Here is a 26,821-nt window from a genome sequence, read left to right on the forward strand (position 1 = left end):
GCGGGGGCCTACTTCGCGGCATTCATGACGAGCTTGTCGAATTCGCGGTCCGGCAGTGTCCTGTTGAGTTCCAGGAGCTTGTCGGCCGTCCAGCCGACCGCGTAGCGCGTCTCGGGCTTGCCGGCTTCGATGGCCTGCCGGATGGTGGTGGCGACGACGCTGGGGTCGCTGCCCTGGGAGTTCTCGCCGAGCTGCGTCTCGGCGCGTGTGGCCATGGCTTCGGCCATCTCCCCGTACGCGGTCGTGCCGGAGATCTCACGGAGGTCTTGTGCCGTGCGGTCTTCGAACTCGGTCTTGATGATGCCGGGCTGGATGATCACGACGTCGATGCCGAACGGCTCCACCTCCATGCGCAGGGAGTCGGAGTAGGCCTCCAGCGCGTGCTTGCTCGCGTAGTACCAGCAGCCGAGCGGGAGCGCGATCTCGCCTCCGATGGAGGAGACGTTGATGATCGTGCCGGAGGCCTGCTCGCGCATGTACGGAAGGACGAGCTGCGTCAGCCGGGCCGGTGCGAAGAGGTTGACCTCAAACTGGTCGCGCGCCAGGTCGATGGGGATGTCCTCGGCAGCGCCGTGCAGAACGGTGCCGGCATTGTTGATCAGTACGTCGATGCGACCCTGCTCCTCGACGACGGCGCCGATGACGCGTTCCAGGTCCTCCGGCCGGCGTGCGTCCAGCGCCAGGACGTGTCCCCCGGCGTCGCGGATGTCGTCCATCTTGGGTACGCGCCGCGCGGCGCCGTAGACGGTGTGGCCGGCGCGGATGAGTTCGAGGGCGGTGGCCTTGCCGATGCCGGCGGAGGCGCCCGTGACGAGAACGACCTTTTCCATGATGAATCTCCTCTTCGGTCTGGGTGAACGCTAGGCTTGTGTTCCGAGATGAGACAACTCGCCAAACTCATATGCGCAGGTAGTGGGCCATATATCGGTGCAATGAGCTTGTAGCTGAGTGCAACCGTGTTGCCGGCACCGCGTTCGTCATGGGCCGGTGAGCGCTCAACCCGGGGAGAGGATGCCATGCCAGGAGAGCGGTTGACCGCCGAGGATCGTCGCCGCATCGCCGAAGGGCTGGCGGCCGGTTTGACGTACGCGGAGATCGCCCGTCGGCTGGGACGGTCCACGTCCACCGTCACCCGCGAGATCGCCAGGAACGGCGGCCCGCACGGCTACCGGGCGGCCCGCGCGCAGCACGCGACGAGCTGGCGCGCCCGCCGCCGCAAGCGCGCCCCCCACGCCGACGTTCCGCACACCACCGACAACCGTGACGTCCATACGGCCCGGGAGTTCGAAGAACAGTTCGTCGCCATGATGGTCGTGGGCGGGATGGCACCCATGACCGCCAGGGTGTTCGCCGCGCTGTTCCTCAGCGAGGGCGGCAGCTTGACCGCCACGGAACTCGTCCAGCAACTCCACGTCAGTCCGGCGACGATCTCCCATGCCATCAAGTGGCTCGAGCAGAGAGGGATGGTCGCCCGGGAGCGCGAGGCGCGCCGGATGCGGTACTTCGTCGACGTCGACGTCTGGTACCACACCTGGGCGGCCAGTGCCAGGTCGATAGCGATATGGGCCGACACCGCCCGACACGGCGTGGAAATCTTCGGCACCGACACACCCACCGGCGACCGGCTCCGCACCACCAGCCAGTTCTTCGAACTCCTCGGCCACGACATGGGCCAGGCGGCCGAGCATTGGCGACAGGCCCTCTCCATGCAACGCCCGAGTCGGTGAAGTGAGGTCTGACTGCGGCGTGCTGGGCCACAACATGGTCCTGGTGTGGTGGCGATCGCGTCCTACGTCCGTGCCGGCTCTGCGGGGGACTGATCGAGTGTGATGAAGACGAACGCGCGATTGGGCGGCACACAGTCGACCGGCAAGCTGAGGTGATCGAAGGCGTCGGTGGTTCGGGCGACGTAGGCGTCGCCGTACACCCGGTCGCCTTCGAGGATCGAACCCGCACCAGGGACGGCGACGCCATGTTTGCCGTGCTCGATCACCGGCTTGCTTCCTGCGGGCCACACGGGGGCGACAACCTGCCCATGCCCGCCGGTCAAGGTCATGTGCAGGCACTTGCTCTTGGCGTCGTAGCCGAGGACACCCGGGATGTTCATCTCCAGGCTGATGTCTCTTTCGGCATCGACGATGACCCGCGGGTCCGCACCCACGAACGTGCTCTGATCCACGCCGCCGCAGCCTGTGGCGGCCAAGACGACGAGGCACAAGCCAAGCGCGCCCTTCATCTCGCCTCCCGCTCCGGGTGGGGAGCTAACGCTGATAGACAAACGCGCCGAGGGCGCGCAGGAAATGGACGGGGGTGAACATCCCCCAATTGTGTGGCGGATTGAGCGCGCCACCGTGGTGGATGCCGTACGCGGTATTGCCGAAGTACCAAGGGCCGCCGCTGTCTCCCTTGGCGCTCATCTCCGACGGCCCTTCGACGATGACCTGATGTTCGTAGGTCACGCGGCGTTCCCCGTTGTAGTGCGAGAAGTCGGGGACGTGAACAGCGGGTAATCGTTGATGGCGTCGCATCGGACCTCCTCGGGTGATGCCGCCTCCAGCCCACAAGGCCACAGGCGGCCGGATCGCGAGGAGTACGCGCCAGGCAAGTCCGCGGATTCAAGCCCGGACAGCTGGTGTGGGCGCCATACCGACCCGGTCTCAACCAGCATTCCTCCGTGCTGCATTCGGGTCAGGCAGTTTCCAGCCTTCGTGTTCACCTCTGAGCCATGTACGCGCCATGTCGCACCGCCACACGTACGCCAGGATCGGAGCGGCACGGCGGAGCGGCGGACTCGGGGAGAAGGACTGTGACGACCGAGCAGGAGCACCACAATCTCGGCAGCGGTCGAATCCTGCGGGAATTCATCAGGTCGCCCATGCAGACGGCTTCGGTGCTGCCGAGTTCGGCGCGGCTGGCGGCACAAATGGTGGTGGGTATCCCGGAGCGCGGCGAGCCGGTGGTGGTCGAACTCGGCGCGGGGACGGGCGCCTTCACCTCTGCCATCCAACAACGGCTGGGCGGCCGTGGCAGGCACATCGTGGTGGAACTCAACGGCAGGTTCGCCGCGGAGATCGCGCGGGCGTACCCGTCGGTCGAGGTGGTGTGCGAGGACGCCGTGCGCCTGCCCGACCTGCTCGCCGAGCTCCGCGTCGGACCGGTGGACGTCGTGGTCAGCGGGCTGCCCTGGGTCGCCTACGCCGGCCGGCCTCCTCTGATCGAGTCCGTCGCCCGCGTACTCTCCCCCGCCGGGGTCTACACGCAGTTCGCCTACAACTGGACGCGCTGGGCCGCTCCGGCGCGCCGGCTGCTCGGTGGCCTGCGGACAGAGTTCGAAGAGGTCGTGACGACCATGACGGTCTGGCGCAACCTGCCGCCCGCCGTGGTCTATGTATCCCGCCGTCCCCGGGTGGTGCGGGCCGTCGGTGACGGCGACCAAGCGCGCTAGCGTCTCAGGCCGGACACCCGAGTGGCGGGAACTCCGCCATTGGGGCATGCGTGGTCGAGATGTCACGCTCCAGGTGGCCATCCGTGGACAGGCAGGCCCCGCCCATACCGAGTAACCGTCGGCGACGGCGGGCGGCTCTGATGCGGGCGAGGATGCGGGTCGTCTGACGGGTGCCTGGTTGCCAGCCCTGCTGGATGAGGGTGTCCGCCACCTGGTGAAGGAGGTCGGCGATCTGGCCGGGGAACACGTCTCGGCGGACAGCGATGATCCGCCAGCCGAGGCTACGTAGCTCCGCGCGGCGTCGCTCGTCGTGGAGTTGGTCGGCGGACGACGTGTGGTGTTGCTGACCGTCGTATTCGACCGCCACCTGGAACTCCGGCCAGCCGAGGTCGAGGTAGGCGACGCGGTCGTCCGCCAGGGGTACGCGGATCTGGGTGGTGGGTCTGGGGAGGCCGCCGTCCACGAGGATCACGCGTAGCCAGCTTTCCCGGGGTGAGCCGGCGCCCCGGTCGGCGAGGCTGAGTGTGTCGCGTAGGTGCCACGAGGTGGACTGGTGCCAGAGGGCCTCCAGGTCCACTCCGCGACGGAGGAACTGGTCCACGGCGGCCACAGCCTCCAGACGGGGAAGCCAGCGGACGCAGTCGAGGGCCGTGCGCTCCTGGGTGGTGAGGCGGACGCCTTTGTGCTCCGTGATGTCTTCGGCAGGGAGGGTGGTCACGTGGGTGACGCAGCCGGGGATCGCCAAGTGGCCGGGGGCGATGAGTTCTACCGGCCAGTCGTCTTCGGTGGTGTCGACGCTCAGTACGTGCAGGCCCCAGATATGGGCGGCCGTCCGGCGGCACGCGACCGCCTGCGGGACCGACCTTGTGACGCGCCGCGTGCGTTCCGCCAGAGAGGGCAGCGGGGAGGGCCTGGCCGACGGGGAGGATTCCGGGAGGGGTTGGTTCACGCTGTCCAGGATGGGTGAGAACCCGGGCGATTTTCGGCGCAGAATCGGGTTCTGTGGATGGTCGGACACCTGTCCGCAGCGGCTGTGTACAGATAGACAACCGCCTGTGGACAACCACTCGACCACAGCCGCACATGCCGGAAGGAAATACTCGACACGGCCGTCTGGATACTCTGACCAGGCAAGATAGGTGACCGGCATGCCGGATGGCTTGCCCGGGCGACGCTTCGCACCGCCCTTCGTCTTGGCGGGCTTGGCCTTCGGCTGCGGCTTGCCGGGCAGATCATCCCCGGACGACGGCATCCCCGAGTTTCCGCTGTTGCGCGAGATCAACCGCTCCAACCGCGCGACCCGCTCACGCAGTTCGCCGTTCTCCTTCTCCAGCGCGATAACCCGCCCGGCCAGAGCACGCGCGAGAGCGATCAGCTTCTCCCGCGACAACTCCGCCAGGCCAGACATCCAACGATCCCACCCCGCCCGACCCAAATGATCAAAAGCACACCCTGTGACGAGACCAGAACGCCCATCACTTACCGCGCACAGGCTGAATGTCTACTGCCACGGGCCGAAATCACGCTTACTCCATTGGGGGCCGATCTCGCAGGCTATTCACCAAGAATATTGCCAGCTCTACCAAGAGTACGATTAATGCGTATACGGCAAGCGCAATTACCAAAACGGTTGGACTTGGATCACTACGCATCACGGCAAAGGTGAGACCGAAGGCAAAGAAGAGCCAGATCGAACCTCTTTTAGCTACTCGCTTCATTAAAACCTTTCCGGGAGTCTTTAGTAGTGCAAAATTTTCTTAACCGTTGGACTGGGACAACAATGCCTAGGCATAATCCCGCATTCCTGTGTCTCGCAGCGCGCGGGACCCACAGCAATGGGGTCCCGCGCGCCACGAGGGGCAAGATGGCTTAGTGGCGGCTTGCCCTAGCGGCTAGAGCAAGCTGCAATCACCACACCACATTGGTAGATCGTGTAGAACTCCAGGAATGGGATACGTCCCACACGAGGATCCACGGTTGAGACGGCATACCCACACTGACAGTTGGGTTACGGACAAGCCTCCCGGTAACCTTAAAGACGAGCGATGCACCTGGTTGGTACTCGTCAGAGACGATGGAGGACACGTAGCCTGCGACGGCCCCTACTGCTCCGAGACAGCCCAGTTTCCCATATGAGCTTTTCACTTTCGTGCACGCGGCTTCGGCGATCATGCCTGCGGTACCCCATACACCGGCTTGAGCGATAGCCCGTACGGCACGTGGCGATAGCCTGATATAGAAGCTGCCTCCAATGAATTTGACTCTTACGTCGGACGCCGTGAGTGTTGGAACCTTTTTCTTCTTCTTGGTTCCGGCTAGGTCCACATTATTGATGGGATCCTGTGCGGCGTATTCATAGGGATTATCGCTTCCGCCGGGGATCGGGTCGACCTGGAGGAACCGTCCGGTGGCCGGGTTGTAGAGGCGGGAACCCATCAAGATGATGCCGCCGGTACCGTCGCCGGTGGAGCGTTGGTGGCTTCCGAGCCAGCCGTAGCGGCCTGGGTCATCACTTCCGGGCCGATGCTCTCCGTATTCGGTGGTGTCGTAGTAGGCGGTGATCGCTCCGTTCGATGTGTTGTCGCAGCTGGCAATGATGTCGCCGTGCAGGTTGGTCAGTTTCACCTGGGAGGTGCCGTCGCTGCGTTCCATCGCGGCTATCCCGTCGAACCCAGTGATGTTCCGTGTCCAGGAGCCGTCCGCTTCGGCGATCCACGACGGATTGTCGCTGTCGTCGGCGTAGTGGTTGACGATGGTTCCGGGGGATCCGCCCTGCGTGGTCGTGGTGATGGTGCGGACTCGGCTGGCCGGGTCGAGGCCGTAGGTCTTGGTAGTGCTGTTCTGCGTGAGTGAGGCGGCCATGTCGTTGACGTGGTAGGTGACGGTCAGGTTGGCGCCGCCAGCCACGTCAGCCGCGGGGACGGTGGTGGTACGGCCGAGCGCGTCGTAGGCGTATCCACTGTTGGTGATGCGGTCGGCGCCGTCGAAGGTGCTGGCCTTGGTGACCGGGCTTGTGCTGGTGGAGCATGCGCCACTGGCGTCGGCCGGAAAGGTGTCCAGGTTGGTGCGGTTGCTGTTGGGGTCGAGGGTGTACTGGCGGGTGGTGCAAGTACCCGAGTCGATGTCAGTGGTCTTGACCAGCCGCCCGGCAGCGTCGTAGCTGTAGCGCTGGCCGGCGCCTCGGGTGTCGCCGGATTGGACGACCCGGCCGGTAACGTCGCTGACGTTGTGGAAGACCAGCCAGGGTGTGCCCGCCTTGGCATAGGACAGGCCGGTTTGGAAGCCAGCGTTGTCGTAGTTGCTGGTTGCGGTCAGGCTGTTTGGGTAGGTCTGGACGGCCAGCTGTCCGTCGGCGGTATAGGCCGCGGTGAACGTGCCGGTTTTGCCGGAGGTAATCGCGGTGGGGAGGCCTCGGCGTTCGGTGCGTCCGGCGGCGTCGGTGCCGTCGTATGTGTAGGTGGTGTTCCCCTTGGCGTCACTGAGCGAAGCCAACTGTCCGTCGATGGTGTAGCTGACGGTGGTGGTGTTGCCGTCAGCGTCCTTGGTCGAGGCGCGCCTACCGAAGCTGTCGTAGGTATTGGTCAGCGTGTTGGTCCCATCGGTCAGGCTGGCGCGCAGTCCGGTGGCTGGGTCATAGCTGACGGTGGTCTCAGGCAACGGTGTGCCCCCGTCCGCGGCCGGACTTGCGATGATCTTGCTCTTGAAGGGGCGACCCGCCACGTCGTAGGTCGAGGTGGTGGTGCGCACTGTCGACCCCGCCGTATCCACGCTGCTGGTCGGCCCGCCGTAGTAGCCGTAGGTCACGAGCGTTACCGGCAGCGGCTTGCCGGTCGGCTGGCTGAGCGGCGCCCGCTGGCAGGCCAACCCCGCCCATTGCGGCTTGTTCCCACATGCCGCCAAGCTGGGGTGTGCGCCAGCGGTGAAGTAGGTGGTGGCAGTGGTTCCGGCGTCGCTGCCGTTGGAGGCGGGTTGACGTCGTTCGATCTCACGACCCGACGCGTCGTAACGGGCCTTCCTGACGATGTCCGTCGCTCCAGACATGACGGTCACCGAGTTGGTGGGCTGACGCAGGTCCCAGCCGGAGGCGTCACCTGACTTGATCGGGTCGTATCCCGTTTTGGTAGTCTTAGTGTCGGCCGTGGCTGGTGATGCGGTGCCATCCAGTACGACCGGTTCCACCTTGGTCGTGGTGGCCAGGTGATAGTTGATGGCGTTGGATGGCTTGCCTTCATCATAGACAGTGGAGGTGTGGCGGCGTGCGGACACCAGCGTGCCGTCCGCGAGCTGCGCCTGCAGCGCCGGGGCGTCCACCGTCAGCGGGTCGCTATCGGAATTGTAGGTGCTGATCGTGGCCAGCAGGTTGGCCCGCTCGGCCGAGTCCCTTCGGGCTGCCACGTACGGGTCGGTGTCCGCGCTGGGCGTGAGCGCCTGGGCGCGGTTACCCGGCGTCAGCTTCCACACCGTGTTGCCCTTGTCGTCGTAGCGGGCAGTGCCGATTTGCCAGGCACCGGCGCCATAGGAGGTGTTGTTGACAGCGCGGCCGTTGACGTCGGTGTGGGTGATGTCGGCGTACTCCCAATCCGCTGCCGCAGGATTGTAGGAGCCATCAGACCCGCGCGCCGGCACGTGTGAAGCGGGGAAGGTCGCGGTGCCTACGATGGGCAGATCGGTCGCCTGACCCCACTTGGCGGTCTGGGCAGCGGTCAGGTCAATGGGTGCACCGGTCCCGCCGATCGGCACGTCGTAGGCGACGGCTTGGGTGGGGTCGATGTCACCGCCCTCTCGTTGCACGTTGGCCAGGCGTCCCTTGGCGTCGTACTCGAACCGCCAGGGAGCCAGGCCGGGTGGGGTGAGCTGAGAGGCGCGGCCCTCTCCGTTGTAGTAGTAGATGGTGGCCAGGGTGGTGCGCGGGTCGGTGACCTGGCGTAGGTGGCCGGTCGTGTCGTAGGCGTATGAGGCGAGCACCGTGGTCTTCATCGCGTTCGAGTCGGGGTCGAAGGCGGTGAGGGACACGCTCTTGACTTGGTCCTTGAAGTCACCCCAGCCGGAGGCCACGCCCGTGGCGGTGGTGGTGGGGGCGTAGGACAGCTCGAGGGCCCGGCAGCCCGCGACCAGGGTCGGCCCGCAGGTGAGCCCGGTCGGTGTTGGGGCGAGGATGCGGGTGATGCGGCCCTGGGTATCGCGCAGGTAGGTGACCGTAGACTCGGCGGCCGCGGTTTGGGTGCGGGAGACCACCCAGGTGTTGTTGGCCTTGGTGTAGGTGGTTTTGGACCCGGCGGGTGTGGTGACGGTCAGCTCTTCGCTGGTGGCGGTGACGATGGAGCCGTCGGCGGTGTCCCCGACCCCGGAGAAGCCGGTTCCGTTCTTGACGTAGGACAGCGTGGTGCCGTCGGCTCCGACCAGTTGCAGCGAGCCCGACTCTCCGGCGCTGGTCGGGACGAAGTCGGCGATATCCGATGGGGCTGAGGGGAAGCCGGCTCGCCAGCCAGGCCCGAACACTTTGTTCTCGGCCAGTTGTTCGTCGAGGCGGTCAGGACCGGGGGTCAGCGAGGCGTGGGTGCGAGCCACGGTGATGCCGAACAGGTCGGCATCGGTTGCGGTGATGGAGTAGTCGCCGCTTTGCAGTGCCACCGTGCCGGGGCCGACGTCGGTGGTGGCGTAGGAGCCGCCGAAGGCGGACTGGTCGAGGGTGGTCTTGACCGGTTCGGCGCAGGTCTCGCCGGCACTTGCGGGCAGGCATGCCCGGACCTCTATCGCGCCGTCGGCGATCTGGGCGTCGCGCAGGGTTTTGGCCAGGTCCCAGGCCAGTTCGGGGAAGTTCTTGCTGGTGTCGGTGCGGGTTTGTGGCCAGGCGGCGATCGGCTGGCCGGAGCCTGGCACGGTGACATCGGTGGTCGGGATGACGGTGAAGGAGGCGCTTGATCCGGCCTTGCGATACTCGTAGCGGGCCTGGGTGCGGTCCGGTGCGGCGGCGGTGATCAGCGCCAGCCATCGCTGGGTGCGGTCGCCTACTGCGGATTTGACCAGGCCGCCGGCGCCGATGCCGAAGCTGTAGCCGGTCAGAGTGGAGGTGTTGGAGGCCACGTCGACGGTGCGCACGTACAGGGTGTGCCAGCCGTCGGTGGGGTCGATCTTGATGGGGCGGCCGTTGGGGTAGTAGATCGTGCCGTCCTTGAGCGGCGCCTCATTGGGGGTGGCCGGGTCGTCCAGTCCCCAGCGGAATGCGCGCCGATCGTCAGAGGTGCTGGACAGGTCGCACTCGGTGGGATCGCCGAGGGGGCGGCGCCGGGCGGTCCAGGTGTCGTTGTCGTATTCCGGGCACCAGGTGGTGGGAGCGGCCGGTGCGGTGGCGTCGATGGTCAGCAGTTGCCATGACGACCACGCCGAATAGTCGATGCCGTCGAACGCGCGAGCGTGCCAGCGGACCTTCGATCCGTCGGTCAGCTTGCCCGCGGGCACGGCGATCTTCGCGTTGTCTCCCGCAGTGATCCCATCCACGGCCCCGGCCCACAGCTGGCCTGTGCTGCCGGAGGCCGGGTCCTTCTCCACCTCGAACTCCGCCCGCAGCAGGCCGCCGTCGGGGTCCTTGACCCCGGTGAACAGGGTCGGGGTGGTGGAGGAGGTGTAGACGATGCCTTCGTTGGCCACGATCGGCGCGGCGCGCAGCTGCTCAACCGAGGGGGTGGAACCGTAGGTGATGATCAGTTTGGCCGGGGTGCCGCCGCTGCCCGCCGATTCTTCGGCCTGCCAGGAGCGCTCGTACTGGTCCTTGTACGGGGTGGGGTCTTCGGTCACCAGGCGCAGGGCGATGCCGTTGCCGGGGGCGCCGCTTGCCCAGTCCTTGGCCATGTCGGTGACCGGCCAGGTCCAGGTGCCAGCGGGGATGGCGGAGTTGCTGGTGCACTTGCCCGGCTCGGTGGCGGGCTTTTCGTCTTCGGTGGTGGTGGTCGGCTGGTTGCTCCAGTAGGTGGTGCGGGGGTCCCAGGTCGAGGTGATGCGTTGCGCCTTGACGCTCTGCCCGGTCAAGCAGCCCCAGTCGAAACTGCCGCCGCTTTGCAGCTCCAGCCGTGCGTCGGTGACCGACTTGCCGGCGATGGCGGAGGTGTTGAAGGCCAGCATGGTGCGCATGAAGTTACGCTGGTTGCTGGAGTCACTGTTGCCGACCGAGATCGTGGTGCTGCCCGACTGCCCGTTGGGCGAGACCACGGTGACATCGCCGAGCGTGGTCAGCGAGCTGACTGGATCCACCGTTACCGGATAGGTGGTGGCGGGATCGGCCAGGAATTTCGTATCCGGCCGCAGCACCAACATCGGGCGGCCGTCCTGCTCGATCACCTGGGTGTCGATGGCGCCTGTCGGCGCCGCCTGCCTGGTGTCGGATGCTGCCCGGCCGGACTGCGCGTTTTCGGGGGTGGCCCCGTACATGACCGGCTGCGGAGCGGCGGCCACCGTCTTGCCCTTGCCATCGGTGAGCTTGAGCCCGCCCTGCTTGGCCTCGGCGAGCGTGAGCCCCTTGACCTCGATGGGAATCTTGTACTCCACCGAGCCGGTGGGCCGCTCGCGCAGCACGATGTCGTGGCCGAAGCCGCTCGGCAGGGCGGTGACGACCAGATCGGCGCCGGGACCGGCAGCATCGGGATAGGTGGCCTTGTTGCCTTCCACCTTCGGTGCGGGCAGCGGGGTGGGCCAGGTCAGAGCGTAGAACTCGCTATCGGAACGTTCCAGCTTGGCCAGCGGCTTGTCCGCGCCACCAGCAGAGAAGGTCGCCTTCGCCAGCGACGCCTTCGGCCGCAGCACCCCGTCGACCGCCACCAGCGTGGTATCGATCGGCGTCCACGCATCGCCCTGCTTGACCCGGACCGGCCCACCGGACGCCTCCAGCGTGACCGTGCCATCCGGATTGACATATGTGAGCGTCGACTCGGTCGTCTCTCCGGACACCAGAACTCGGCCGCCTTGCAGCCGGGCCGACAGGGCGGCCGAGACGCGATCAGGGCGTTGGGCGACCGGCTGCACTTTGGCGGGCGTGAAGGCATGGGTGGGAGTTGCGGATATTGGGATGGCGGCTTCAGCTGCATGGCCGGTTGTCAAGAGCAGCGCGGTTACCAAGCCTGTGGTGAGGACTACTCGGGATCTTACCCGCCCTGTTTTGGGCATGGCAAGGCCAACCTTGTGGGGGATGTGCACCCGACCTCCGAAAGTAAAGATCAGAAAGACAGTCGGATGCTAGATCAGCAGGCAAAGATGCGATAGGGGCCAATTTGTCGCGAATGCCTTACGGAGAGCAATATTCCACGATCATCGGCCAAACCGTTTCGGAATGAGATATGCCGAGTACGAGGTCACCCCATGGCAGATGGCCGTAGACGGCGGCGATTCATGCCGAGCCTCGAGTCATGTTTGCCATGACCCCTACCGGGGGATTGATCACCGATGACATGGTAACGCCTATGGGTGCGCAACTTCCTACGGAGCGCGAGCGCTGCGAAGGAAGGCCAAGGTTCTTGAATGTACTGGCGGCGCCGACCGTAGGTGTTTTCCCTGCAAGCCATCCGAGAACTGCGGCGTCAGAAATACGCGATCGGATATCGCCGCCCTCAGGGCGGAGTAGCGCAATAGAACGACGTGCGCGGGAGAGTGCCTTTTGGCCGTGCGCCGAGTACAGGAGGAGCGTCATCGTCCAGAAGTCGGAAACGGTGCACCAAAATCCGGCCTATGAAGAGAACGCCCGCAACACGGGAAGGACGTCGGTGGCCAGCCGTTCCATCTGCCCACGGAAGTCCGCCCCCACAGGCATCAGGTTCAACGAGGTGAACCCCAGCCGCATCAACCTCATCAACCCCTCCACCACCTCCTCAGCCGACCCCGCCACCGTCGAAGGCGAGTCCGAGCTCCCACCAACCAAAACCGACACGTTGTACACACACTCCACCTCCCGCCCCACCCGACCAGCCGACGCCAGCACCCGCGCACGCATCTCCCCCGCCACCGCAGGCGGCGCGAACCCCAGCGACGGGATCCACCCGTCCGCCAGCTCCCCCGTGGCCGCCAGCGCCCGGTTGCCGTACGTGCCCAGCCAGATGGGGATCGGGCTGACGGGCTTGGGCGAAAGCGCGGCGTCCAACGTGTGATAGCGATTGCCCTGGTAGCTGAACGACGGCGACGACCACAGCCCGCGGATGATGTGGATCGCCTCCACCATGCCGTCGACCTTCTCCCTCGGCGTCGGCACACCCAGCCCGAAGGCCCGGAACTCCTCATCCGAATAGCCGCCACCAAGGCCCAAAATCAGCCGCCCCCCGGAGAGCCGGTGCAGGGACTCCGCCATCTTGGCCACCATCGCCGGCGGCCGGTACGGCACCCCGAGGACCCGCGTGGCGACGCGGATCCGCGAGGTGGCGGCGGCGATCCAGGTCAACAGCGTCCAGATCTCGTACGTCGGCGACGTGCCACACGGATGGTCGGACGTCGACACGAAGTCGAACCCCAACTCCTCGGCCAACCGCGCGTCCCCGACCGGATCGGCGCCCGGAGCCGCCGAAGCCGAGATACCCACACCGAACATGTGCGCCCGCCTCCCAGATTTGGTTTACATGGAACCTAAATCCAAAGTTGGTTACACGTCAACTAATCTGGGCGGCATGGGTGACCCACGCTGGTTGGATGACGCCGAGTTCCGGGCCTGGCTCGGCTACCGCCGGATGCGGCTGCTCCTGGACGCCCGGGTGAGCCGTGATCTGCTGCGGGATTCGGGGCTGTCGGCCCCCGACTACGACGTACTGTCGTCCTTGTCGTCGACCGAGGGGCATCGGTGGCGGCTCACCAAGCTGGCCGAGCGGATGCTGTGGTCGAAGAGCCGGCTGTCGCGGCACATCTCACGGATGGAGCAGCGCGGCCTGGTGACCCGGGAAGAATGCGAGACGGACGGCCGCGGCGCCGTGATCGTGCTGACCGAGCAGGGGCTGCGGGCCATCGAGGCGGCGGCCCCCGATCATGTGGAGTCGGTACGCCGCCACTTCATCGGCCTGCTGACTCCGGAGCAGATCGAGGTCATGGGGTCCGTCGCGGAGACCGTGCTGACCCACCTGGCGGAGGAGGACGGCTAGGACACCCAGATGGGGCTCCAGTCGGCCACCTCGTGGAAGCGGCGCAGCTCGGAGAGCCCGGACAGGATGCCGCACCAGCCCGCGTACGGCGACCGGTCGAAGCCGCTCTGCACCAACGTCAGCCGCGTCTTGCCGCCGGACTCCGCCAGCTCCCAGGTGCCGATCCCGACGCCGCCCCAGTCGACGGACAGCCTGCGCCCCGGCTCCAGCTCGACGATCTTCGCCGGGTCGGGGTTGTTCGCCAGCCCGCCCATGGCATAGCGGCCGCCGACCCGTGGCTCGATCTCGATGGGGAACCCGAACCAGGCGGTCACCGACTCCGAGTCGATCAGCGAGTCGAAGACCTTCTCCGCGGAAGCGGCGATGAGCACCTCCGCCCGCAGGTCGGAGGAGGTGAAGTCGGCCTTCGGGGTAAGCGGGCGGCCCTCGAGGTGCTCGGCCAGGTTCGCCAGCATGAGGCACCAGTACGTCTGGATCACCCCGCGGATCGTCGTCTCGCTGAGCGCCTCCTGGAAGTCGAAGTGGGTCTGCGACACCGACACGATGGTCGTCTCGGGACTGTCCTCCTCCAGGCCGAACTCGACCGTGGTGTCCACGCCGTCCAGCAACCAGGAGAACCGCACCGTGTGGTCGTCGACGTGCAGCGGGCGCTGGTGCGGCGCGTCGCCCTCGGGGGTGTGGCGCCCCCAGAACGCGTAGCGGTCCGGCAGGTCCACCTCGGCGTGCTCGGCCAGCCAGAGCCGCATCGTCGCGGCGTCGGTCAGCGCGTGGTGGACCTCCTTCACCGGTGCCTGGACACGGGCGCGGACGGTCATCGGCTCACTCATGTTCGTCTCCCTTGGGGTAGCAGGCGACGGCGAGCTTGAAGGCGTCACCTTCCGCTCCGCCGTACCTCGTGAACAGGTCTTGCAGCATCCCCTGCAGCTCGTGCAGGAACTCCTGACGGTCCTCTGGGCGCACGTGGATCTCCCCCGACAGTCCGATCGACGGCAGCTCCGTCGCGGTCCTGTCGAGCCCCGCGATGTCCGCCTGAACCTCTTCCATCAGGTCCAGCAGGTAACCCAGGCTCAGCTCGTCCTGCGCCTTGCGCAGGCCGATCCGGCCGACCAGGCGGGGTGACAGCCAGTACGAACGCGCGCCCGCCTGGTAGATGCCCTCATGGACACCGCGCACCTTCCGCTCCGACACCAGGTCGACCAAGCCCGCCTCCACCAGCCGTTTGACGTGGTAGTAGACGCGCTGTGGCGTCTGGCCGAGCCGGGCCGCCACCTCGGTGCAGGTGCCCGGCTCGGCCAGTTGCCGCAGCACCTCGACGCGCTGCGGCTTGAGCAGCGCCTCGGCCTGCTCGATCTGTTCCAGGTACAGGACATCTTTCATCGCAAAAATCATCCTTTACGTAAAACAGTATTTTGTCAATAGGGCATGCTCGAAGGAGCACCGGCGATCGGGGTCTATCAGGGCCAGGAACTGTCCTGGTCGGGGTCGCCGCCGTTCGACAGCAGGCGGAGGTCGGACTCGACCATCGTCGCCACCAGTTCGTCGAACGGCATCGTCGGCTCCCAGCCGAGCTGCACCCGGGCCTTCTTCGGGTCGGCGCACAGCAGGTCGACCTCCGCGGGCCGATGCAGGGCCTGGTCGGTGACGACGTACTGCTCCCAGTCCAGGGAGGCCGCCGTGAAGGCGGCCTCGACCAGCTCGCGGACCGACTTCATGCGCCCGGTGCCGATCACGTAGTCCTCGGGCGTGCCGGCCTGGAGCATCAGGTGCATGGCCCGTACGTAGTCGCCCGCGAAACCCCAGTCCCGCCGGGCCTCCAGGTTGCCGAGCCGGAGCTCATTGTCGAGGCCGAGCTTGATGCGCGCCACGCCGAGCGAGACCTTGCGGGTGACGAACTCGGCGCCACGCCGGGGCGACTCGTGGTTGAACAGGATGCCGGAGACCGCGTACATGCCGTAGGACTCGCGGTAGTTCTGCGTGAGGAAGTGCCCGTACGCCTTGGCCACGCCGTACGGCGAGCGCGGGTGGAAGGCGGTGCGCTCCGTCTGGGGCGTCTCGCTGACCTGGCCGAACATCTCCGAGGACGAAGCCTGATAAAAGCGCATCTGGCCGGAGCCGGAGGCGGCGCCGCCACGCGACACGCCCGAACACACCCGGATGGCCTCCAGCATGCGCAGCACGCCCATTCCCGTCACCTCGGCCGTGAGCTCCGCCTGCTCCCACGACATGGGCACGAACGAGATGGCGCCCAGGTTGTAGACCTCGTCGGGCTGAACCCGTTCCACCGCCGAGATCAGCGACCCCTGGTCGAGCAGGTCGCCGCGGACCACCTGGACCTCGGTCAGCAGCTTGCGCATCCGCGACACGCGCGGGTTCGCCTGGCCGCGAGCCAGCCCCCACACCTCGTACCCCTGACCGAGCAGGTACTCCGCCAAATAGGAACCGTCCTGGCCGGTGATGCCGGTGATCAGAGCGCGCCTGGCCAAGGGGTCCTCCCACTATCACGACCGCGTCCGTTTGGACGGGAATGTACAGCTAAGCGCCTCGATACAGCGCCCAAGACTCCTAGAACACGTTCCACCGAACCACGCTCGGTCATGCCAACATCGCAGTTCGCACGGCCTTTGGCGGCAGTTGTGAACAATTCCAGATGACCTACCGAATGGTAGCCTTCTCGGACTAAGGTCATCTTCACGGTACACGCCCATCTCTGGGTGCTTACCGGGCGAGAAAGGGGTGTCCGTGAGCGACACGCTGCGGATCGCACTGCTGTCCTACCGCAGCAAGCCGACCTGTGGCGGTCAGGGGGTCTACCTCCGCCACCTGAGCCGCGAGCTGGTCGCCCTGGGGCATCACGTCGAGGTGTTCTCCGGCCAGCCGTACCCGGAGCTGGACGAGGGCGTGATCCTCCAGAAGGTGCCGAGCCTCGACCTCTACCGCGACGAGGACCCGTTCAGGACGCCCAAGCTGCACGAGTACCGCGACTGGATCGACTGGCTGGAAGTCGGCACCATGTGGACCGCCGGGTTCCCCGAGCCGCTGACGTTCACGCTGCGGGCGCATCGCGCGCTGAAGAAGCGGGTCGGCGACTTCGACGTCGTCCAGGACAACCAGACCCTCGGCTACGGCCTGCTCGGCATCCAGAAGCTGTTCCCGGTGGTCGGCACCATCCACCACCCGATCAGCGTGGACCGGCGCATCGAGCTGGAGGCCGCCACCGGCGCCAAGAAGCTGACCATGCGCCGCTGGTACGCGTTCGTGAAGATGCAGGCCAAGGTCGCGCCCCGGCTGAGCCCGATCCTGACCGTCAGCGAGTCGTCGCTGGCCGACATCCACCGCGACTTCAACGTCCCGCAGGCGAACATGCGCCTGATCCCGCTCGGCGTCGACACCCGCTATTTCCACCCCCGTCCCGAGAAGCCGAAGAAAAAGGGCTCGATCGTGGCGGTGGCCAGCGCCGACTCCCCCATGAAGGGCGTCTCCACGCTGCTGCGGGCCGTGGCCAAGCTGGCCACCGAGCGCGACGTCAGCCTCACCGTGGTCAGCAAGCCGACCCCCGGCGGGCCCACCGAGCAGCTCGTGCAGGAGCTGTCACTGCAGGACCGGGTCCGCTTTGTGCACGGCATCTCCGACGACGAGCTGGGCGAGCTCATCGCCACCTCGGAGGTCTCTGTGGTGCCGTCGCTGTACGAGGGGTTCTCGCTGCCGGCCGTGGAGCACATGGCCTGCGGCACGCCGCTGGTCGCCAGCCGTACGGGTGCGCTGCCCGAGGTGGTGGGGGACGCCGCGATCCAGGTGGCGCCCGGCGACGCCGAGGAGCTGGCCGCGGTGCTGCGCCGCCTGCACGACTCCCCGGAGGAGCGTGAGCGGGTGGGCAAGGCCGGATACGAGCGGGTCATGGAGCGTTACACCTGGCGCGTCGTCGCCAAGAAGACCGTCGAGGCGTACCGCGAGGCCATCGCGGCCCGTCGTACCCGCTGACAGAGCTTTCGAGCGCCCGACCGAATTCAAGGAGATCGATAAGTGCTGACCGTGGACTTCGCCCGGCTGCCGGTCGGGCCCGGCGTGCGCGTGCTCGACCTGGGTTGTGGCGGTGGCCGGCATGCGTTCGAGGTGCTCCGCCGGGGCGCGGACGTGGTCGCCTTCGACATGGACCAGTCCGAGCTGGACAGCGTGGCGGCCATGTTCGTGGCAATGGACAAGGCGGGCGAGGTGCCGCCAGAGGCCAGTGGCGAGACCGTTCAGGGGACGGCGCTGGACATGCCGTTCGAGGACGGCTCCTTCGACCGGGTCATCGCGGCCGAGGTGCTGGAGCACATCCCCGACGACATGGCCGCGATGCGGGAGATCTTCCGGGTGCTCAAGCCCGGCGGCACGGCCGCGATCACCGTGCCGAGCTTCCTGCCCGAGCGGATCTGCTGGGCGCTGGACGAGGACTACCACACGGCCCCCGGCGGACATATCCGGATTTATACGCTGGCTGAGCTGTCGGCCAAGCTGAAGTCCACCGGCTTCCGCATCGGCCCCCACCACCACGCCCACGGGCTGCACGCGCCGTACTGGTGGATCAAGTGCGCGGTCGGCGTCAACAACGACGACCATCCCCTCGCCAAGGCGTACCACGAGCTGCTGGTCTGGGACATCATGAAGCGCCCGCCGCTCACCCGGCTGGCCGAATCCCTGCTCAACCCGCTCATCGGCAAGAGCGTGGTGCTCTACGTCAGGAAGCCCGCCGCGTGATCTCACGCGAGGAGGCCGTTCAGACGGCCTTGAGCATCTCGGCGATCCAGCAGGACGACGGCGGCGTGCCCTGGCCGGAAGGCCACGTGGACGCGTGGAACCACGTCGAGTGCCTGATGGCGATGACCGTGGCCGGCCTGCGCGACCCCGTCACGCGGGGCTACGACTGGCTGGCCCGGCACCAGCGCGACGACGGCTCGTGGGCGATGAAGCTGGTCGACGGCGTCGCCACCGAGCCGGGCGGCGAGTCGAACCACGCCGCCTACGTCGCGGCCGGCGTCTGGCACCACCACCTGGTGACGGGCGACCAGCGGTTCACCGAGCTCAGGTGGCCGATGGTCAAGAGGGCGCTCGACTACGTCGTGGGGCTGCAGACCGAACGCGGCGAGATCGTCTGGGAGCGCGACGCCCAGGGCCGGGCATCCTCCTACGCGCTGCTCACCGGCTGCTCGTCGATCCACCAGGGCCTGCGCTGCGGCGTCCTGCTCGCCGACCACCTCGGCGACCCGCAGCCGCACTGGGAGCTGGCCGCCGACCGCCTGGCCCATGTGCTGGCCGCGCACCCGGAGGCGTTCGCCGACAAGAGCCGCTACTCCATGGACTGGTACTACCCGGTGCTCGGCGGCGCCGTCCGGGGACCGGCGGCGGAAGAGCTGCTGGAGCGGGAGTGGAGCACGTTCGTGGTGCCGGGGCTGGGCATCCGATGCGTCTCGGACCAGCCGTGGGTGACGGGCGCGGAGACGTGCGAGCTGGCGCTGGCCCTCGACGCGCTGGGCGACCGCGAGCGCGCCGCCCGGCTGTTCGCCGACATGCAGCACCTGCGCCATGAGGACGGCTCGTACTGGACGGGGTGGCAGTTCGCCAACGACCGCCATTTCCCGCACGAGCGGAGCGGATATACGGCCGCGGCGGCGGTGCTCGCGGGGGACGCGTTGTTCGCCTTCTCCTCGGGAGCGGGGATCTTCCGCGACGTCAGCGCCGCCTCCGTCTCCCCCGCCGAGCCGCATCTGTGTGGTTGCACGCCCGCTCGTGCGTGATCTTGTACGCGCAAGGGCTTTTGCGGGTTCTTTGCCGGGAAATGCGGAGCGGCACCGCCGAACGCCCCATTGCGGTTACTAGCTTCGTGAGTGGCCGTACGAGGCGTCTTCGGGGGAAGCGTGGGCGACACGGGCACAACAGCGTTCTTGGAGCAGGACAGGACTGAGCCGACGCTTTCGCCGGTTCACGGACTACGCAAGCTGCTGCTGAGGGAGCAGTCCGAAGCCGATCTGGCCCGGCGGAGGTTCCGGCTACGGCAGGGACATTCCCGGGTGGTCGTCGAAGGGGCCGAGCGGTCATATCTTTTCGGCTTCAACGCCGCTGTTTCGCGTGAAGCCTGCAAAATCGATGAAATGTCTCCTGAGCAGCGGAGCTTCGCCTATGAGGGGGCCGGTGCCGCCTGCACCGTGCTCGATCTGCTCACCATGACCCGGGGCCGGCGCCTTCACGAGCTACTGGCCGGCCCCGCCCAATTCCACCCGTACGCCGTGCACGTGGGTGCCGGGCGCGGCTACGCGCTGCTGCGCCTGCGGCCCATGCGGGGCACCCGGCAGACGCACCCGCTGTTCCGCTGGCTGGCCGTGGACGGGTTCGGGTTCCAGTGGAGCCTGGGGCGGGCCGACCGGATGGTCGGCGAGCGGACCATGCCCGATCTGCTCACCAGGGCCCACTGCGCGATCTTCGACCAGGGTCTGGGCCGCCTGCTCTGGTACCACGAGTGCGCCTCGCCGGACGACGTGGCCGCCAGGATCGCCGCCTTCCCGGCGGGCCGGCGGGGCGATCTGTGGAGCGGTGTCGGGTTCGCGGCCACGCACACCGGTGGCGCCAATGCCGACGAGCTGTGGTGGCTGGCCGATCACGCGGGGGCCGACGGGTTCCGTGCCCATCTGGCCCAGGGGTGCGCGTTCGCCGTGTCCGCCGGGCTCCAGGCGGGGCCGCTGCCGGATCACGTGGCGCAGGCCGTACCGATCCTGGCGGGCGCGGAGCCCGACGAGGCCGGCGCGTGGGCCGAAGGGGCGCTCATCGAGCTCGGCCACGACCCGCACAGCCATGAGGACTTCCAGTCCTGGCGTGCCCACACCCGCAGAGCATGGGCACGCGGGAAGCGGCACTAGATCCCCGGAGCGACCCGTTCCAGAACGCGTAGCGAGCCCTCGGCCGAGGCCTCGGCGAACGCGCCCGAGGCGAGCGCCCGCAGGTAGGTCCGGTAGGGAGCCTGGCCGCCCGCGGCCGGGTCCGGATAGATGTCGTGGAAGACCAGCGCGCCGCCCGCCATGACGTGCGGAGCCCAGCCTTCGTAGTCGCGTGTCACCGGATCGTCGGAATGGCCGCCGTCGATGAACAGCATCCCCAAAGGCGTGTTCCAGAGCCGGGCCACCTGCTCCGAGCGGCCCACCACGGCGATCACCTCGTCCTCCAGCCCGGCGGCGGCGATCGTCTGGCGGAACGTCGGCAGCGAGTCCATCTTGCCGAACCGCGGATCGACCAGCGTCGGGTCGTGGTGGGCCCAGCCCGGCTGGATCTCCTCCGAGCCGCGATGGTGGTCCACGGTGACGACCACGGACCCGGCCAGCCTGGCCGCCGCCCCGAGGTAGACGGCCGACTTGCCGCAGTAGGTGCCGATCTCACAGATCGGCCCGAGTTTGCCGTACTGGCAAGCCGCCTCGAACAGGGCCAGGCCCTCCCCTTCCGGCATGAATCCCTTGGCATGCTTGGCTGCGTATCGCAGTTCAGGCGGCATCGTCATAGGGATGCACCCTAGTAGAACCGAACAACATTCCAGCGCCCCCTTGCCCGGCATTCTGCAACCTGTTCTACTTGGCAACGTGAATCAGCGCGCTCGCGTCGCGATGTCCGGAGACGAGGTCACGGCCTTCCTGGAAGGTGCCCGCAAGCTCCAGCTCGCGACCATCAACCCGGACGGCACGCCGCATCTGGTGACCATGTTCTATGGGCTCGACGAGGGGCGGATCGCCTTCTGGAGCTACGCCAAGGCGCAGAAGGTCCGCAACCTGGAGCGCGACCCGCGGGTGAGCTGCCTGGTCGAGACGGGCGAGGACTACAACGAGCTGCGCGGCGTCCTGCTGTACGGCGAGGCCAAGCGAGTGGACGAGCCCGAGCAGGTCCTGGCCGTCGGCTTGCTGGTCGCACGCAGGATGACCCCGGGCGTGGCGGACGATCTCCTGCTGCCCTATGTCGAACAGACCGGACGAAAGCGGGTTGCATACGTCGTCGAGCGCACCAAAGTGGTCTCATGGGACCACAGGAGGCTCACATGAAGATCAAGCTCGATGAAATGGTGTGCGAAGCCAATGCCGTATGCATGGGGCTCGCACCCGAGGTGTTCGACGTGGACGACGACGACCAGCTGCACATCCTGCTCCCGGAACCGCCGCCCGAACTCCTGGACCGCGTCCGTCACGCGGTCCGGTCCTGCCCCAAAGCCGCTCTTTCCCTTGAGGAATAGCCGGAGGAGGAACCCCCCATGCGCGCCGCCCTTCTGCATGCCGTAGGCGACGACAAGCTCGACATCCGCGACGATGTCACCCTCACCCCCGTCGGACCGACCGACGTACGGGTGCGGATCAAGGCTACGGGCGTCTGCCATTCGGACCTGTCGGCCATGTCCGGCGTGCTGCCGCAGCCCGTGCCGCTCGTCCCGGGTCACGAGGGCGCGGGCGAAGTGGTCGAGGTGGGCGAGCATGTCAGCTCGGTCCAGCCGGGCGATCACGTGATCATCAACTGGCGTCCGTCCTGCCAGGACTGCGACCTGTGCCTGGGCGGCCAGCCGTACCTCTGCATGAAGTACGTGATCGAGGCGTTCACCAAGGGCAACTTCCGCTTCGGCGGCGACCAGACGGCGTTCGGCATGGCCGGGTGCGGCACGTGGGCCGAAGAGATCGTCATCCCCTGGCAGGGCGCGATCAAGGTCGACACGGACATCTCGTGGGAGGCGGCCGCGCTGATCGGCTGCGGCATCACCACCGGCGTGGGCGCCGCCATCAACACCGCCAAGGTACGGCCCGGCTCGACCGTCGCCGTCATCGGCTGCGGCGGCGTCGGCCTGTCCGTCATCCAGGGCGCGCGCATCTCCGGCGCCCGGACGATCCTGGCGATCGACCCCCTTGCGTCCAAGCACGAGCTGGCCAAGAAGGTCGGCGCCACCCACGCCGTCACCCCCGAGCAGGTCCCCGAGACACTGAACCAGCTGACCGGCGGCAGCGGCTTCGACTACGGCTTCGAGGTGGTCGGCAAGGCCGCCACCATCCAGAGCGCGTGGCAGGTCACCCGCGCGGGCGGCGAGGTCATCGTGGTCGGCGCTGGCGCGGTGGACGACATGGTGTCGATCTCCGCGTTCAGCCTGCTGTTCGAGGGCAAGAACCTGCTCTCCAGCCTGTACGGCGAAGCGGACGTACGGCACTACTTCCCCTACTTCGCCAAGCTCTACAAGGCCGGCCAGCTCGACCTGGAGTCGATGATCAGCGCCCGGATCCGCCTGGCCGACCTGAACGACGCCGTGGCCGCGCTCAAGGGCGGCGAGGTGCTGCGCCAGATCGTCCTCATGGACTAATGCTTGGTGGGCGCCCAGAGATCGTGGAGCAGGGCGATCTCGGCGCCGTGGTGAATGGCCTCCCTGTTGAGGTGCGGGATCAGGTCTGACATCGGGTGTTCGGCGAACGGGCCCTCGGCCGGGCCGCACGGCTTGGCCATGCCCTCCTCGCCGAGCGCCCGCACGCCCGACGACCACACCGCGTACGCCCGGTCGAGCTGGTCCAGCGCCTGCTCGGCCGTGCTCTCCAGGCCGGACAGGGGTCATTCCGGAGAGCGGCTCGATTTCACGCGCACCGCCGCCGCCAGGTCCCCCAGACGCTGGGCGTCGAGCTGACCGGCCCGGCTCGTCCTGGCATATGTGGCGTAACTCGCGCCCGGCCGCAACAGCGTGACCTCGGTGTCCGTCCGTACGGCAGGCACCCCGCCCACATTCGTGTTGGGCTTCGCCGCACTGGCGGCGTTCTCCACTCCGACCTCCACCCACTCGCGCTCGTCGCCATAGCGGAGCCCGACCCGGGCGCGAGCCGCCGCGCGGCGGTCGGCTCGGTGATCACCAGGTGACGGGGAGCGAGACCGGACCGCGGATGACCATGCCGGTCTTCCAGCTCAGCTCCTCGTCCGCCACGGCCAGCCGCAGGTCCGGCAGGCGGCGCAGCAGCGCGGCCAGCGCCACCTGAAGCTCCATCCGCGCCAGCGGCGCCCCGGGACAGAAGTGCGGGCCGTGGCCGAAGGCGAAGTTCGGCTGCGGCTTGCGGGTGAGGTCGAGCCGCTCTGGGTCCTCGAACACCTGGGGGTCGCGGTTGGCGGTGTAGTAGGCGGCGAACACCGGCTCGTTCGCGCGCACGGTGCCGCCTTCGAGCTCCACGTCCTCGGTGGCGTACCGCGGGATGAACGTGGCGGAGATCGCCGTCACCGGGACGTGCCGGAGTAACTCCTCGACCGCGTCCGCCAGGTCCACCTGCCCCGCGCGCAGCAGGGCGAGTTGGTCGGGGTGGGTCAGCAGCGCGTAGGTGAAGTTGGCGATCTGGGTGGCCGTGGTCTCGTATCCGGCGGCCAGCAGGGTCATCAGGAAGCCGATCAGCTCCTCCTCCGACATGCTGTCCTGCTCGTCCCGCGCCTGCACCAGCGCGCCGATCAGGTCGTCGGTCGGGGACTCGCGCCGCCGCGTCACCAGCCGGGCCAGGTAGCCGCCGAGCGCGCCCAGCCGCGCCATCTTCTGCTCCAGCGGTATCGCGGTCGTCGTCATGTACGCGTCGGCCCAGGACTGGAACGTCTCCCGATCCTCGTACGGCACGCCGAGCAGCTCGCAGATCATGGTCGCGGGCAGTGGCACGGCATAGCCCTCCACCAGGTCGGCGGGCGGTCCCTGGGCCGTCAGCCGATCCAGGAGGTCCTCGACGATCTCCTCGGCGCGGGGCCGCAGCAGCTCCACCCGGCGCGCGGTGAACGCCTTGCCGACCAGCCGCCGCATCCGCGTGTGCTCCGGCGGGTCGAGGTCGGAGAGCCCGCCCGGCACCGGCTCCGGGTACATGCGCGGCACGTCCCGGCCGGCCGCGGCCGCCCGGCCGAAGCGCGGGTCGGCGAAGACCGTGCGGACATCGTCGTAGCGGGTCACCAGCCAGGCCGGCTCGCCGTACGGCATCTTGATCCGGGCCAGCGGCTCGTGCTCGCGCAGCCAGCCGTACGTGTCGTCCAGCTCCAGCCGGTACGGTGCGCCGAGCGGGTAGTCCCTCATACGCCCACCTCTCACAGCAGACGCTTTCATCCACCGCCCGGGCTGTCCACCACTGGTTCAGCTCAGCTCTTCAGCCGGTCGAAGCCGTCCAGCATCGCGGTGAGGCCGAGGCCGAAGTGCTGGTCGATGTCTACGGCGTCGGCGCTCTCGGCGAGCAGGTTGTAGCCGGGCGCCCCGGGCTCGGGCTTGCGGCTGCGCCGCCGCGCGCCCAACTGGACGGCGGCCAGGCCCATCGCGTGGCCGATGGTGTAGTCGCGCAGGGAGCGCGTCATCTGCAGGGCGACCTCGGGCGCGAATCCGGCCTCCCGCAGGGAAGCGAGCGTCTGGTTGCCCGTGGCGATGGCCTTGGCCGACCGGATCGGCCGGGACGCGAACACCGGCACGGCATGCGGGTGCGCGGCCAGCGTGTCCCGCATGCGCCCGTAGGACTGTTCGAGCAGCGCGCGCCACGTGCCCCGCCAGGGCAGCGAGTCGACGTCGAACTCCTCGAACAGCAGCTCGGCGACGGCGTCGAACAGGGCCTCCTGATCGTCGAAGTAGTAATAGACCGCCATCGGGTCGACGCCGATCTCGGCACCGAGCTTGCGCATGGAGAACTTGCCGAGCCCCATCGAGTCGATCACCGCCAACGCGACACCCGCGATGTACTCCTGGCTCAGGGTGGGCTTGGTCGGACGCGCGGGCTTGCTCATGAGGCGAACTTATCCAGGATCCATGTGAAGACGAATCAGGGCGCAGGGTCGGAGCTTGACCTTTCTAGACCGGCGGGTTGAAGCGGTGGTACCCCGGGTTCGTCCAGCCCGCCGAGACCGAGCCCGCGACGTGCGCCCATTCCGCCAGCTCGAACCGCACCAGCCGCTGCGCCCCCGGCACGTCCCCCGGATCCCAGTCCACCAGGGCCCGGCCGGTCAGGTGCAGCGTCTCCCCGCGCTCCCAGTCCACGAACAGCAGCCCGGCCGCCGGGTTGACCTCCAGGTTCCCCAGCGTCATGTACATCGAGTTGCCGGCGTAATCCGGGAACACCAGCGACCCCGGCCCCGTGACCTTCACGAACCCTGGATTGCCGCCCCGGTGTGAGACGTCCGCGCCGAGCTTCTCGGCGCCCGTCGCGATGAAGAACGTATCCGCCGCGCCGATCCACGCCTGATGGCGCGCTGTCAGCGTGGTCCCTGTACCGAGACTGGCCGGGATGCCGCCCGGGGCGGTCGTGGGCTCGCGGGTCTGGATGTACTTGGGGCAGTTCGAGTAGACCTGCTCCGTCCACACCACCAGCGCCTCGCCCGCCTGCACGGCCGTGCCGTTCACGCGCATCCTGCGCCGCGTGTGGGGCTCGATGGCGAGCAGTCCGAGGTCGCGTTCCCCGGCGAACAGCCCGTGCAGAGGATCGGGCGCGCCGGGCAGCGCGCGTACGACGATCGTGCGGTCGTCCTCGGGGGAGGCGAAACCGGCGGGGCCGGTCAGCACGCTCGCCCAGAGCCGGCCCAGGTCGTCGGCCGCGCCGGCGACGAGCAACCGCTGCTGCCGCAGGAACGCGGCCGCCACCTCCGGGATCTCCGGGCGGGTGCGCGAGCTGCCGAGCTCCCCGCCCCGCACTCCCGCCCGCCGCTGGACGGCGACCTCGCCCGGATGCGACCCCATTAGCCGCTGGACGGCGGCCTCGTCCGAATACGACACCATTAGAAGAACCCGCAGGTCGGCGCGCCAGAGGTGGGCGCGGGGCGGTCGCCGCCGCCGTCCGGGGCGAAGATCTCCAGGCGGATGCCGTCGGGGTCCTCGAAGAACACGCCTCCCGAGGACGCGCCTTCACCGTGCGGCACGACGCCGTCGTGGTGCAGGGTGGCCCCGATCTCCCTGATGACCGCCTCGGCCCTCCGCACCGCCGCGAGGTCGGCGACCCGGAACGACAGGTGATGCAGCCCCGGCCGCGCGGTGGCGAAGCGGCCCTCGCTCTGCTGCCAGAGGGTCAGCACGAGCGTGCCGTCCTGGGCCAGGAACGCGTAGCGGCGCCCCTCGTGCTGTGACTCGCCCGCCGAGGTGAAGCCGAAGACGCGCTGGTAGAAGTCCATGGACTTGGTGAGGTCGGTGACGTTGAGCCCGATGTGCCCGGTCTGGAACGACGACATTCCGCACTCCCCCATCATCTAACGCATGAACGACCGATTGGCCGTTAGAAAGAACTATATAACGGCAAATCGGCTTCGCATGCGT

General features: G+C 67.8%; 26 protein-coding genes. 10 read left to right on the forward strand and 16 right to left on the reverse strand.

Annotated elements, in window-relative coordinates; translation table 11 throughout:
- Nucleotides 1-8: 8 nt before the first annotated feature.
- Entirely contained in the window at nt 9-830 is an 822-nt protein-coding gene (locus KLK06_RS35760) for an oxidoreductase (protein ID WP_214640038.1), read from the reverse strand.
- 201 nt (nt 831-1,031) lie between these two features.
- On the opposite strand from KLK06_RS35760, the gene KLK06_RS35765 reads away from it, so the two are divergent.
- Nucleotides 1,032-1,727: a GbsR/MarR family transcriptional regulator gene (locus tag KLK06_RS35765; RefSeq protein WP_250906531.1), complete on the forward strand. Its 696-nt coding sequence runs from the start codon at nt 1,032-1,034 to the stop codon at nt 1,725-1,727.
- Between the two features lie 62 nt (nt 1,728-1,789).
- Here KLK06_RS35765 and KLK06_RS35770 read toward each other — a convergent pair whose 3' ends face one another.
- Together KLK06_RS35770 and KLK06_RS35775 are read right to left on the reverse strand one after the other, a co-directional pair.
- Nucleotides 1,790-2,236, reverse strand: coding sequence for a hypothetical protein (locus tag KLK06_RS35770; RefSeq protein WP_214640040.1), 447 nt, complete (start codon nt 2,234-2,236; stop codon nt 1,790-1,792).
- A gap of 25 nt (nt 2,237-2,261) precedes the next feature.
- Nucleotides 2,262-2,528, reverse strand: coding sequence for a S1 family peptidase (locus tag KLK06_RS35775; protein WP_214640041.1), 267 nt, complete (start codon nt 2,526-2,528; stop codon nt 2,262-2,264).
- A gap of 278 nt (nt 2,529-2,806) precedes the next feature.
- Here KLK06_RS35775 and KLK06_RS35780 point away from each other — a divergent pair, with 278 nt between their 5' ends.
- On the forward strand, nt 2,807-3,445 hold the full coding sequence (locus tag KLK06_RS35780; protein ID WP_308168598.1) for a methyltransferase domain-containing protein: 639 nt from the start codon (nt 2,807-2,809) through the stop codon (nt 3,443-3,445).
- A 4-nt stretch (nt 3,446-3,449) separates the two neighbouring features.
- Here KLK06_RS35780 and KLK06_RS35785 read toward each other — a convergent pair whose 3' ends face one another.
- The 3 genes from KLK06_RS35785 to KLK06_RS35795 form a co-directional block, all read right to left on the reverse strand.
- The gene (locus KLK06_RS35785) at nt 3,450-4,853 is read right to left on the reverse strand and encodes a DUF6444 domain-containing protein (protein WP_214640043.1); all 1,404 of its coding nucleotides are present in this window, start codon (nt 4,851-4,853) and stop codon (nt 3,450-3,452) included.
- Nucleotides 4,854-5,353: 500 nt separating this feature from the next.
- Nucleotides 5,354-11,632, reverse strand: coding sequence for an RHS repeat-associated core domain-containing protein (locus tag KLK06_RS62590; protein ID WP_214640044.1), 6,279 nt, complete (start codon nt 11,630-11,632; stop codon nt 5,354-5,356).
- A 526-nt stretch (nt 11,633-12,158) separates the two neighbouring features.
- Entirely contained in the window at nt 12,159-13,010 is an 852-nt protein-coding gene (locus tag KLK06_RS35795; RefSeq protein WP_214640045.1) for an LLM class flavin-dependent oxidoreductase, read from the reverse strand.
- A gap of 76 nt (nt 13,011-13,086) precedes the next feature.
- Between KLK06_RS35795 and KLK06_RS35800 the strand changes: the two genes are divergently transcribed.
- A complete protein-coding gene (locus KLK06_RS35800; RefSeq protein ID WP_214640046.1) occupies nt 13,087-13,551 on the forward strand; it encodes a MarR family winged helix-turn-helix transcriptional regulator in 465 nt (154 codons plus the stop codon).
- Here KLK06_RS35800 and KLK06_RS35805 read toward each other — a convergent pair.
- From KLK06_RS35805 to KLK06_RS35815, 3 genes are all read right to left on the reverse strand, one after another.
- Nucleotides 13,548-14,378: an SRPBCC family protein gene (locus KLK06_RS35805; RefSeq protein ID WP_250906532.1), complete on the reverse strand. Its 831-nt coding sequence runs from the start codon at nt 14,376-14,378 to the stop codon at nt 13,548-13,550. The genes KLK06_RS35800 and KLK06_RS35805 overlap by 4 nt on opposite strands.
- Nucleotides 14,371-14,928: a helix-turn-helix domain-containing protein gene (locus KLK06_RS35810; RefSeq protein ID WP_214640047.1), complete on the reverse strand. Its 558-nt coding sequence runs from the start codon at nt 14,926-14,928 to the stop codon at nt 14,371-14,373. Before KLK06_RS35810 ends, KLK06_RS35805 begins: the two co-directional genes overlap by 8 nt.
- Before the next feature lie 77 nt (nt 14,929-15,005).
- Nucleotides 15,006-16,034, reverse strand: coding sequence for a GDP-mannose 4,6-dehydratase (locus KLK06_RS35815; RefSeq protein WP_214640048.1), 1,029 nt, complete (start codon nt 16,032-16,034; stop codon nt 15,006-15,008).
- 250 nt (nt 16,035-16,284) lie between these two features.
- On the opposite strand from KLK06_RS35815, the gene KLK06_RS35820 reads away from it, so the two are divergent.
- The 4 genes from KLK06_RS35820 (at nt 16,285) to KLK06_RS35835 (ending at nt 20,441) form a co-directional block, all read left to right on the forward strand.
- On the forward strand, nt 16,285-17,529 hold the full coding sequence (locus KLK06_RS35820; RefSeq protein WP_214640049.1) for a glycosyltransferase family 4 protein: 1,245 nt from the start codon (nt 16,285-16,287) through the stop codon (nt 17,527-17,529).
- Between the two features lie 42 nt (nt 17,530-17,571).
- Entirely contained in the window at nt 17,572-18,288 is a 717-nt protein-coding gene (locus tag KLK06_RS35825) for a class I SAM-dependent methyltransferase (protein ID WP_214640050.1), read from the forward strand.
- Nucleotides 18,285-19,325 carry a prenyltransferase gene (locus tag KLK06_RS35830; protein WP_214640051.1) on the forward strand — a complete coding sequence of 347 codons (1,041 nt, stop codon included), beginning with the start codon at nt 18,285-18,287 and terminating at the stop codon, nt 19,323-19,325. The genes KLK06_RS35825 and KLK06_RS35830 overlap by 4 nt, the downstream gene beginning before the upstream one ends.
- 120 nt (nt 19,326-19,445) lie before the next feature.
- Nucleotides 19,446-20,441 carry a DUF1702 family protein gene (locus tag KLK06_RS35835; protein ID WP_308168606.1) on the forward strand — a complete coding sequence of 332 codons (996 nt, stop codon included), beginning with the start codon at nt 19,446-19,448 and terminating at the stop codon, nt 20,439-20,441.
- On the opposite strand, the gene KLK06_RS35840 is transcribed toward KLK06_RS35835, so the two are convergent.
- On the reverse strand, nt 20,438-21,067 hold the full coding sequence (locus tag KLK06_RS35840; protein WP_214640197.1) for a class I SAM-dependent methyltransferase: 630 nt from the start codon (nt 21,065-21,067) through the stop codon (nt 20,438-20,440). The two genes, KLK06_RS35835 and KLK06_RS35840, sit on opposite strands and share 4 nt — an antisense overlap.
- Nucleotides 21,068-21,152: 85 nt before the next feature.
- Here KLK06_RS35840 and KLK06_RS35845 point away from each other — a divergent pair, with 85 nt between their 5' ends.
- From KLK06_RS35845 to KLK06_RS35855, 3 genes are read left to right on the forward strand one after another with little or no spacing between them, the layout of a single operon-like run.
- Entirely contained in the window at nt 21,153-21,605 is a 453-nt protein-coding gene (locus tag KLK06_RS35845; RefSeq protein ID WP_214640053.1) for a pyridoxamine 5'-phosphate oxidase family protein, read from the forward strand.
- Entirely contained in the window at nt 21,602-21,793 is a 192-nt protein-coding gene (locus KLK06_RS35850) for a ferredoxin (protein WP_214640054.1), read from the forward strand. Before KLK06_RS35845 ends, KLK06_RS35850 begins: the two co-directional genes overlap by 4 nt.
- 18 nt (nt 21,794-21,811) lie before the next feature.
- Nucleotides 21,812-22,897 carry a Zn-dependent alcohol dehydrogenase gene (locus KLK06_RS35855; protein ID WP_214640055.1) on the forward strand — a complete coding sequence of 362 codons (1,086 nt, stop codon included), beginning with the start codon at nt 21,812-21,814 and terminating at the stop codon, nt 22,895-22,897.
- Here the strand turns inward: KLK06_RS35855 and KLK06_RS35860 are convergent.
- From KLK06_RS35860 to KLK06_RS35885, 6 genes are all read right to left on the reverse strand, one after another.
- Nucleotides 22,894-23,136 (reverse strand): DinB family protein, encoded by a 243-nt coding sequence (locus KLK06_RS35860; RefSeq protein WP_214640198.1) that lies wholly within the window; start codon nt 23,134-23,136, stop codon nt 22,894-22,896. The two genes, KLK06_RS35855 and KLK06_RS35860, sit on opposite strands and share 4 nt — an antisense overlap.
- A gap of 3 nt (nt 23,137-23,139) precedes the next feature.
- The gene (locus KLK06_RS35865) at nt 23,140-23,346 is read right to left on the reverse strand and encodes a hypothetical protein (protein WP_214640056.1); all 207 of its coding nucleotides are present in this window, start codon (nt 23,344-23,346) and stop codon (nt 23,140-23,142) included.
- Nucleotides 23,347-23,428: 82 nt separating this feature from the next.
- The gene (locus tag KLK06_RS35870) at nt 23,429-24,613 is read right to left on the reverse strand and encodes a cytochrome P450 (RefSeq protein WP_214640057.1); all 1,185 of its coding nucleotides are present in this window, start codon (nt 24,611-24,613) and stop codon (nt 23,429-23,431) included.
- A 62-nt stretch (nt 24,614-24,675) separates the two neighbouring features.
- Nucleotides 24,676-25,305, reverse strand: coding sequence for a TetR/AcrR family transcriptional regulator C-terminal domain-containing protein (locus KLK06_RS35875; protein WP_214640058.1), 630 nt, complete (start codon nt 25,303-25,305; stop codon nt 24,676-24,678).
- 64 nt (nt 25,306-25,369) lie between these two features.
- Nucleotides 25,370-26,290, reverse strand: a complete 921-nt coding sequence (locus KLK06_RS35880; RefSeq protein WP_250906534.1) for a pyridoxamine 5'-phosphate oxidase family protein — start codon at nt 26,288-26,290, stop codon at nt 25,370-25,372.
- Nucleotides 26,290-26,736 carry a VOC family protein gene (locus KLK06_RS35885; RefSeq protein WP_214640059.1) on the reverse strand — a complete coding sequence of 149 codons (447 nt, stop codon included), beginning with the start codon at nt 26,734-26,736 and terminating at the stop codon, nt 26,290-26,292. Before KLK06_RS35885 ends, KLK06_RS35880 begins: the two co-directional genes overlap by 1 nt.
- Nucleotides 26,737-26,821: the final 85 nt, after the last annotated feature.

The sequence above is a fragment of the Nonomuraea sp. NEAU-A123 genome (genome assembly GCF_018603905.1).
Taxonomy (GTDB): domain Bacteria; phylum Actinomycetota; class Actinomycetes; order Streptosporangiales; family Streptosporangiaceae; genus Nonomuraea.

Bases quoted from the DNA above. Each gene is read 5' to 3' on its own strand.
- KLK06_RS35760 (WP_214640038.1), bottom strand. From the start codon at position 830: ATGGAAAAGGTCGTTCTCGTCACGGGCGCCTCCGCCGGCATCGGCAAG.
- KLK06_RS35770 (WP_214640040.1), bottom strand. From the start codon at position 2,236: ATGAAGGGCGCGCTTGGCTTGTGCCTCGTCGTCTTGGCCGCCACAGGC.
- KLK06_RS35775 (WP_214640041.1), bottom strand. From the start codon at position 2,528: ATGCGACGCCATCAACGATTACCCGCTGTTCACGTCCCCGACTTCTCG.
- KLK06_RS35785 (WP_214640043.1), bottom strand. From the start codon at position 4,853: ATGTCTGGCCTGGCGGAGTTGTCGCGGGAGAAGCTGATCGCTCTCGCG.
- KLK06_RS35795 (WP_214640045.1), bottom strand. From the start codon at position 13,010: ATGTTCGGTGTGGGTATCTCGGCTTCGGCGGCTCCGGGCGCCGATCCG.
- KLK06_RS35800 (WP_214640046.1), top strand. From the start codon at position 13,087: ATGGGTGACCCACGCTGGTTGGATGACGCCGAGTTCCGGGCCTGGCTC.
- KLK06_RS35805 (WP_250906532.1), bottom strand. From the start codon at position 14,378: ATGAGTGAGCCGATGACCGTCCGCGCCCGTGTCCAGGCACCGGTGAAG.
- KLK06_RS35810 (WP_214640047.1), bottom strand. From the start codon at position 14,928: ATGAAAGATGTCCTGTACCTGGAACAGATCGAGCAGGCCGAGGCGCTG.
- KLK06_RS35840 (WP_214640197.1), bottom strand. From the start codon at position 21,067: ATGCCGCCTGAACTGCGATACGCAGCCAAGCATGCCAAGGGATTCATG.
- KLK06_RS35850 (WP_214640054.1), top strand. From the start codon at position 21,602: ATGAAGATCAAGCTCGATGAAATGGTGTGCGAAGCCAATGCCGTATGC.
- KLK06_RS35855 (WP_214640055.1), top strand. From the start codon at position 21,812: ATGCGCGCCGCCCTTCTGCATGCCGTAGGCGACGACAAGCTCGACATC.
- KLK06_RS35870 (WP_214640057.1), bottom strand. From the start codon at position 24,613: ATGAGGGACTACCCGCTCGGCGCACCGTACCGGCTGGAGCTGGACGAC.
- KLK06_RS35875 (WP_214640058.1), bottom strand. From the start codon at position 25,305: ATGAGCAAGCCCGCGCGTCCGACCAAGCCCACCCTGAGCCAGGAGTAC.
- KLK06_RS35880 (WP_250906534.1), bottom strand. From the start codon at position 26,290: ATGGTGTCGTATTCGGACGAGGCCGCCGTCCAGCGGCTAATGGGGTCG.
- KLK06_RS35885 (WP_214640059.1), bottom strand. From the start codon at position 26,736: ATGTCGTCGTTCCAGACCGGGCACATCGGGCTCAACGTCACCGACCTC.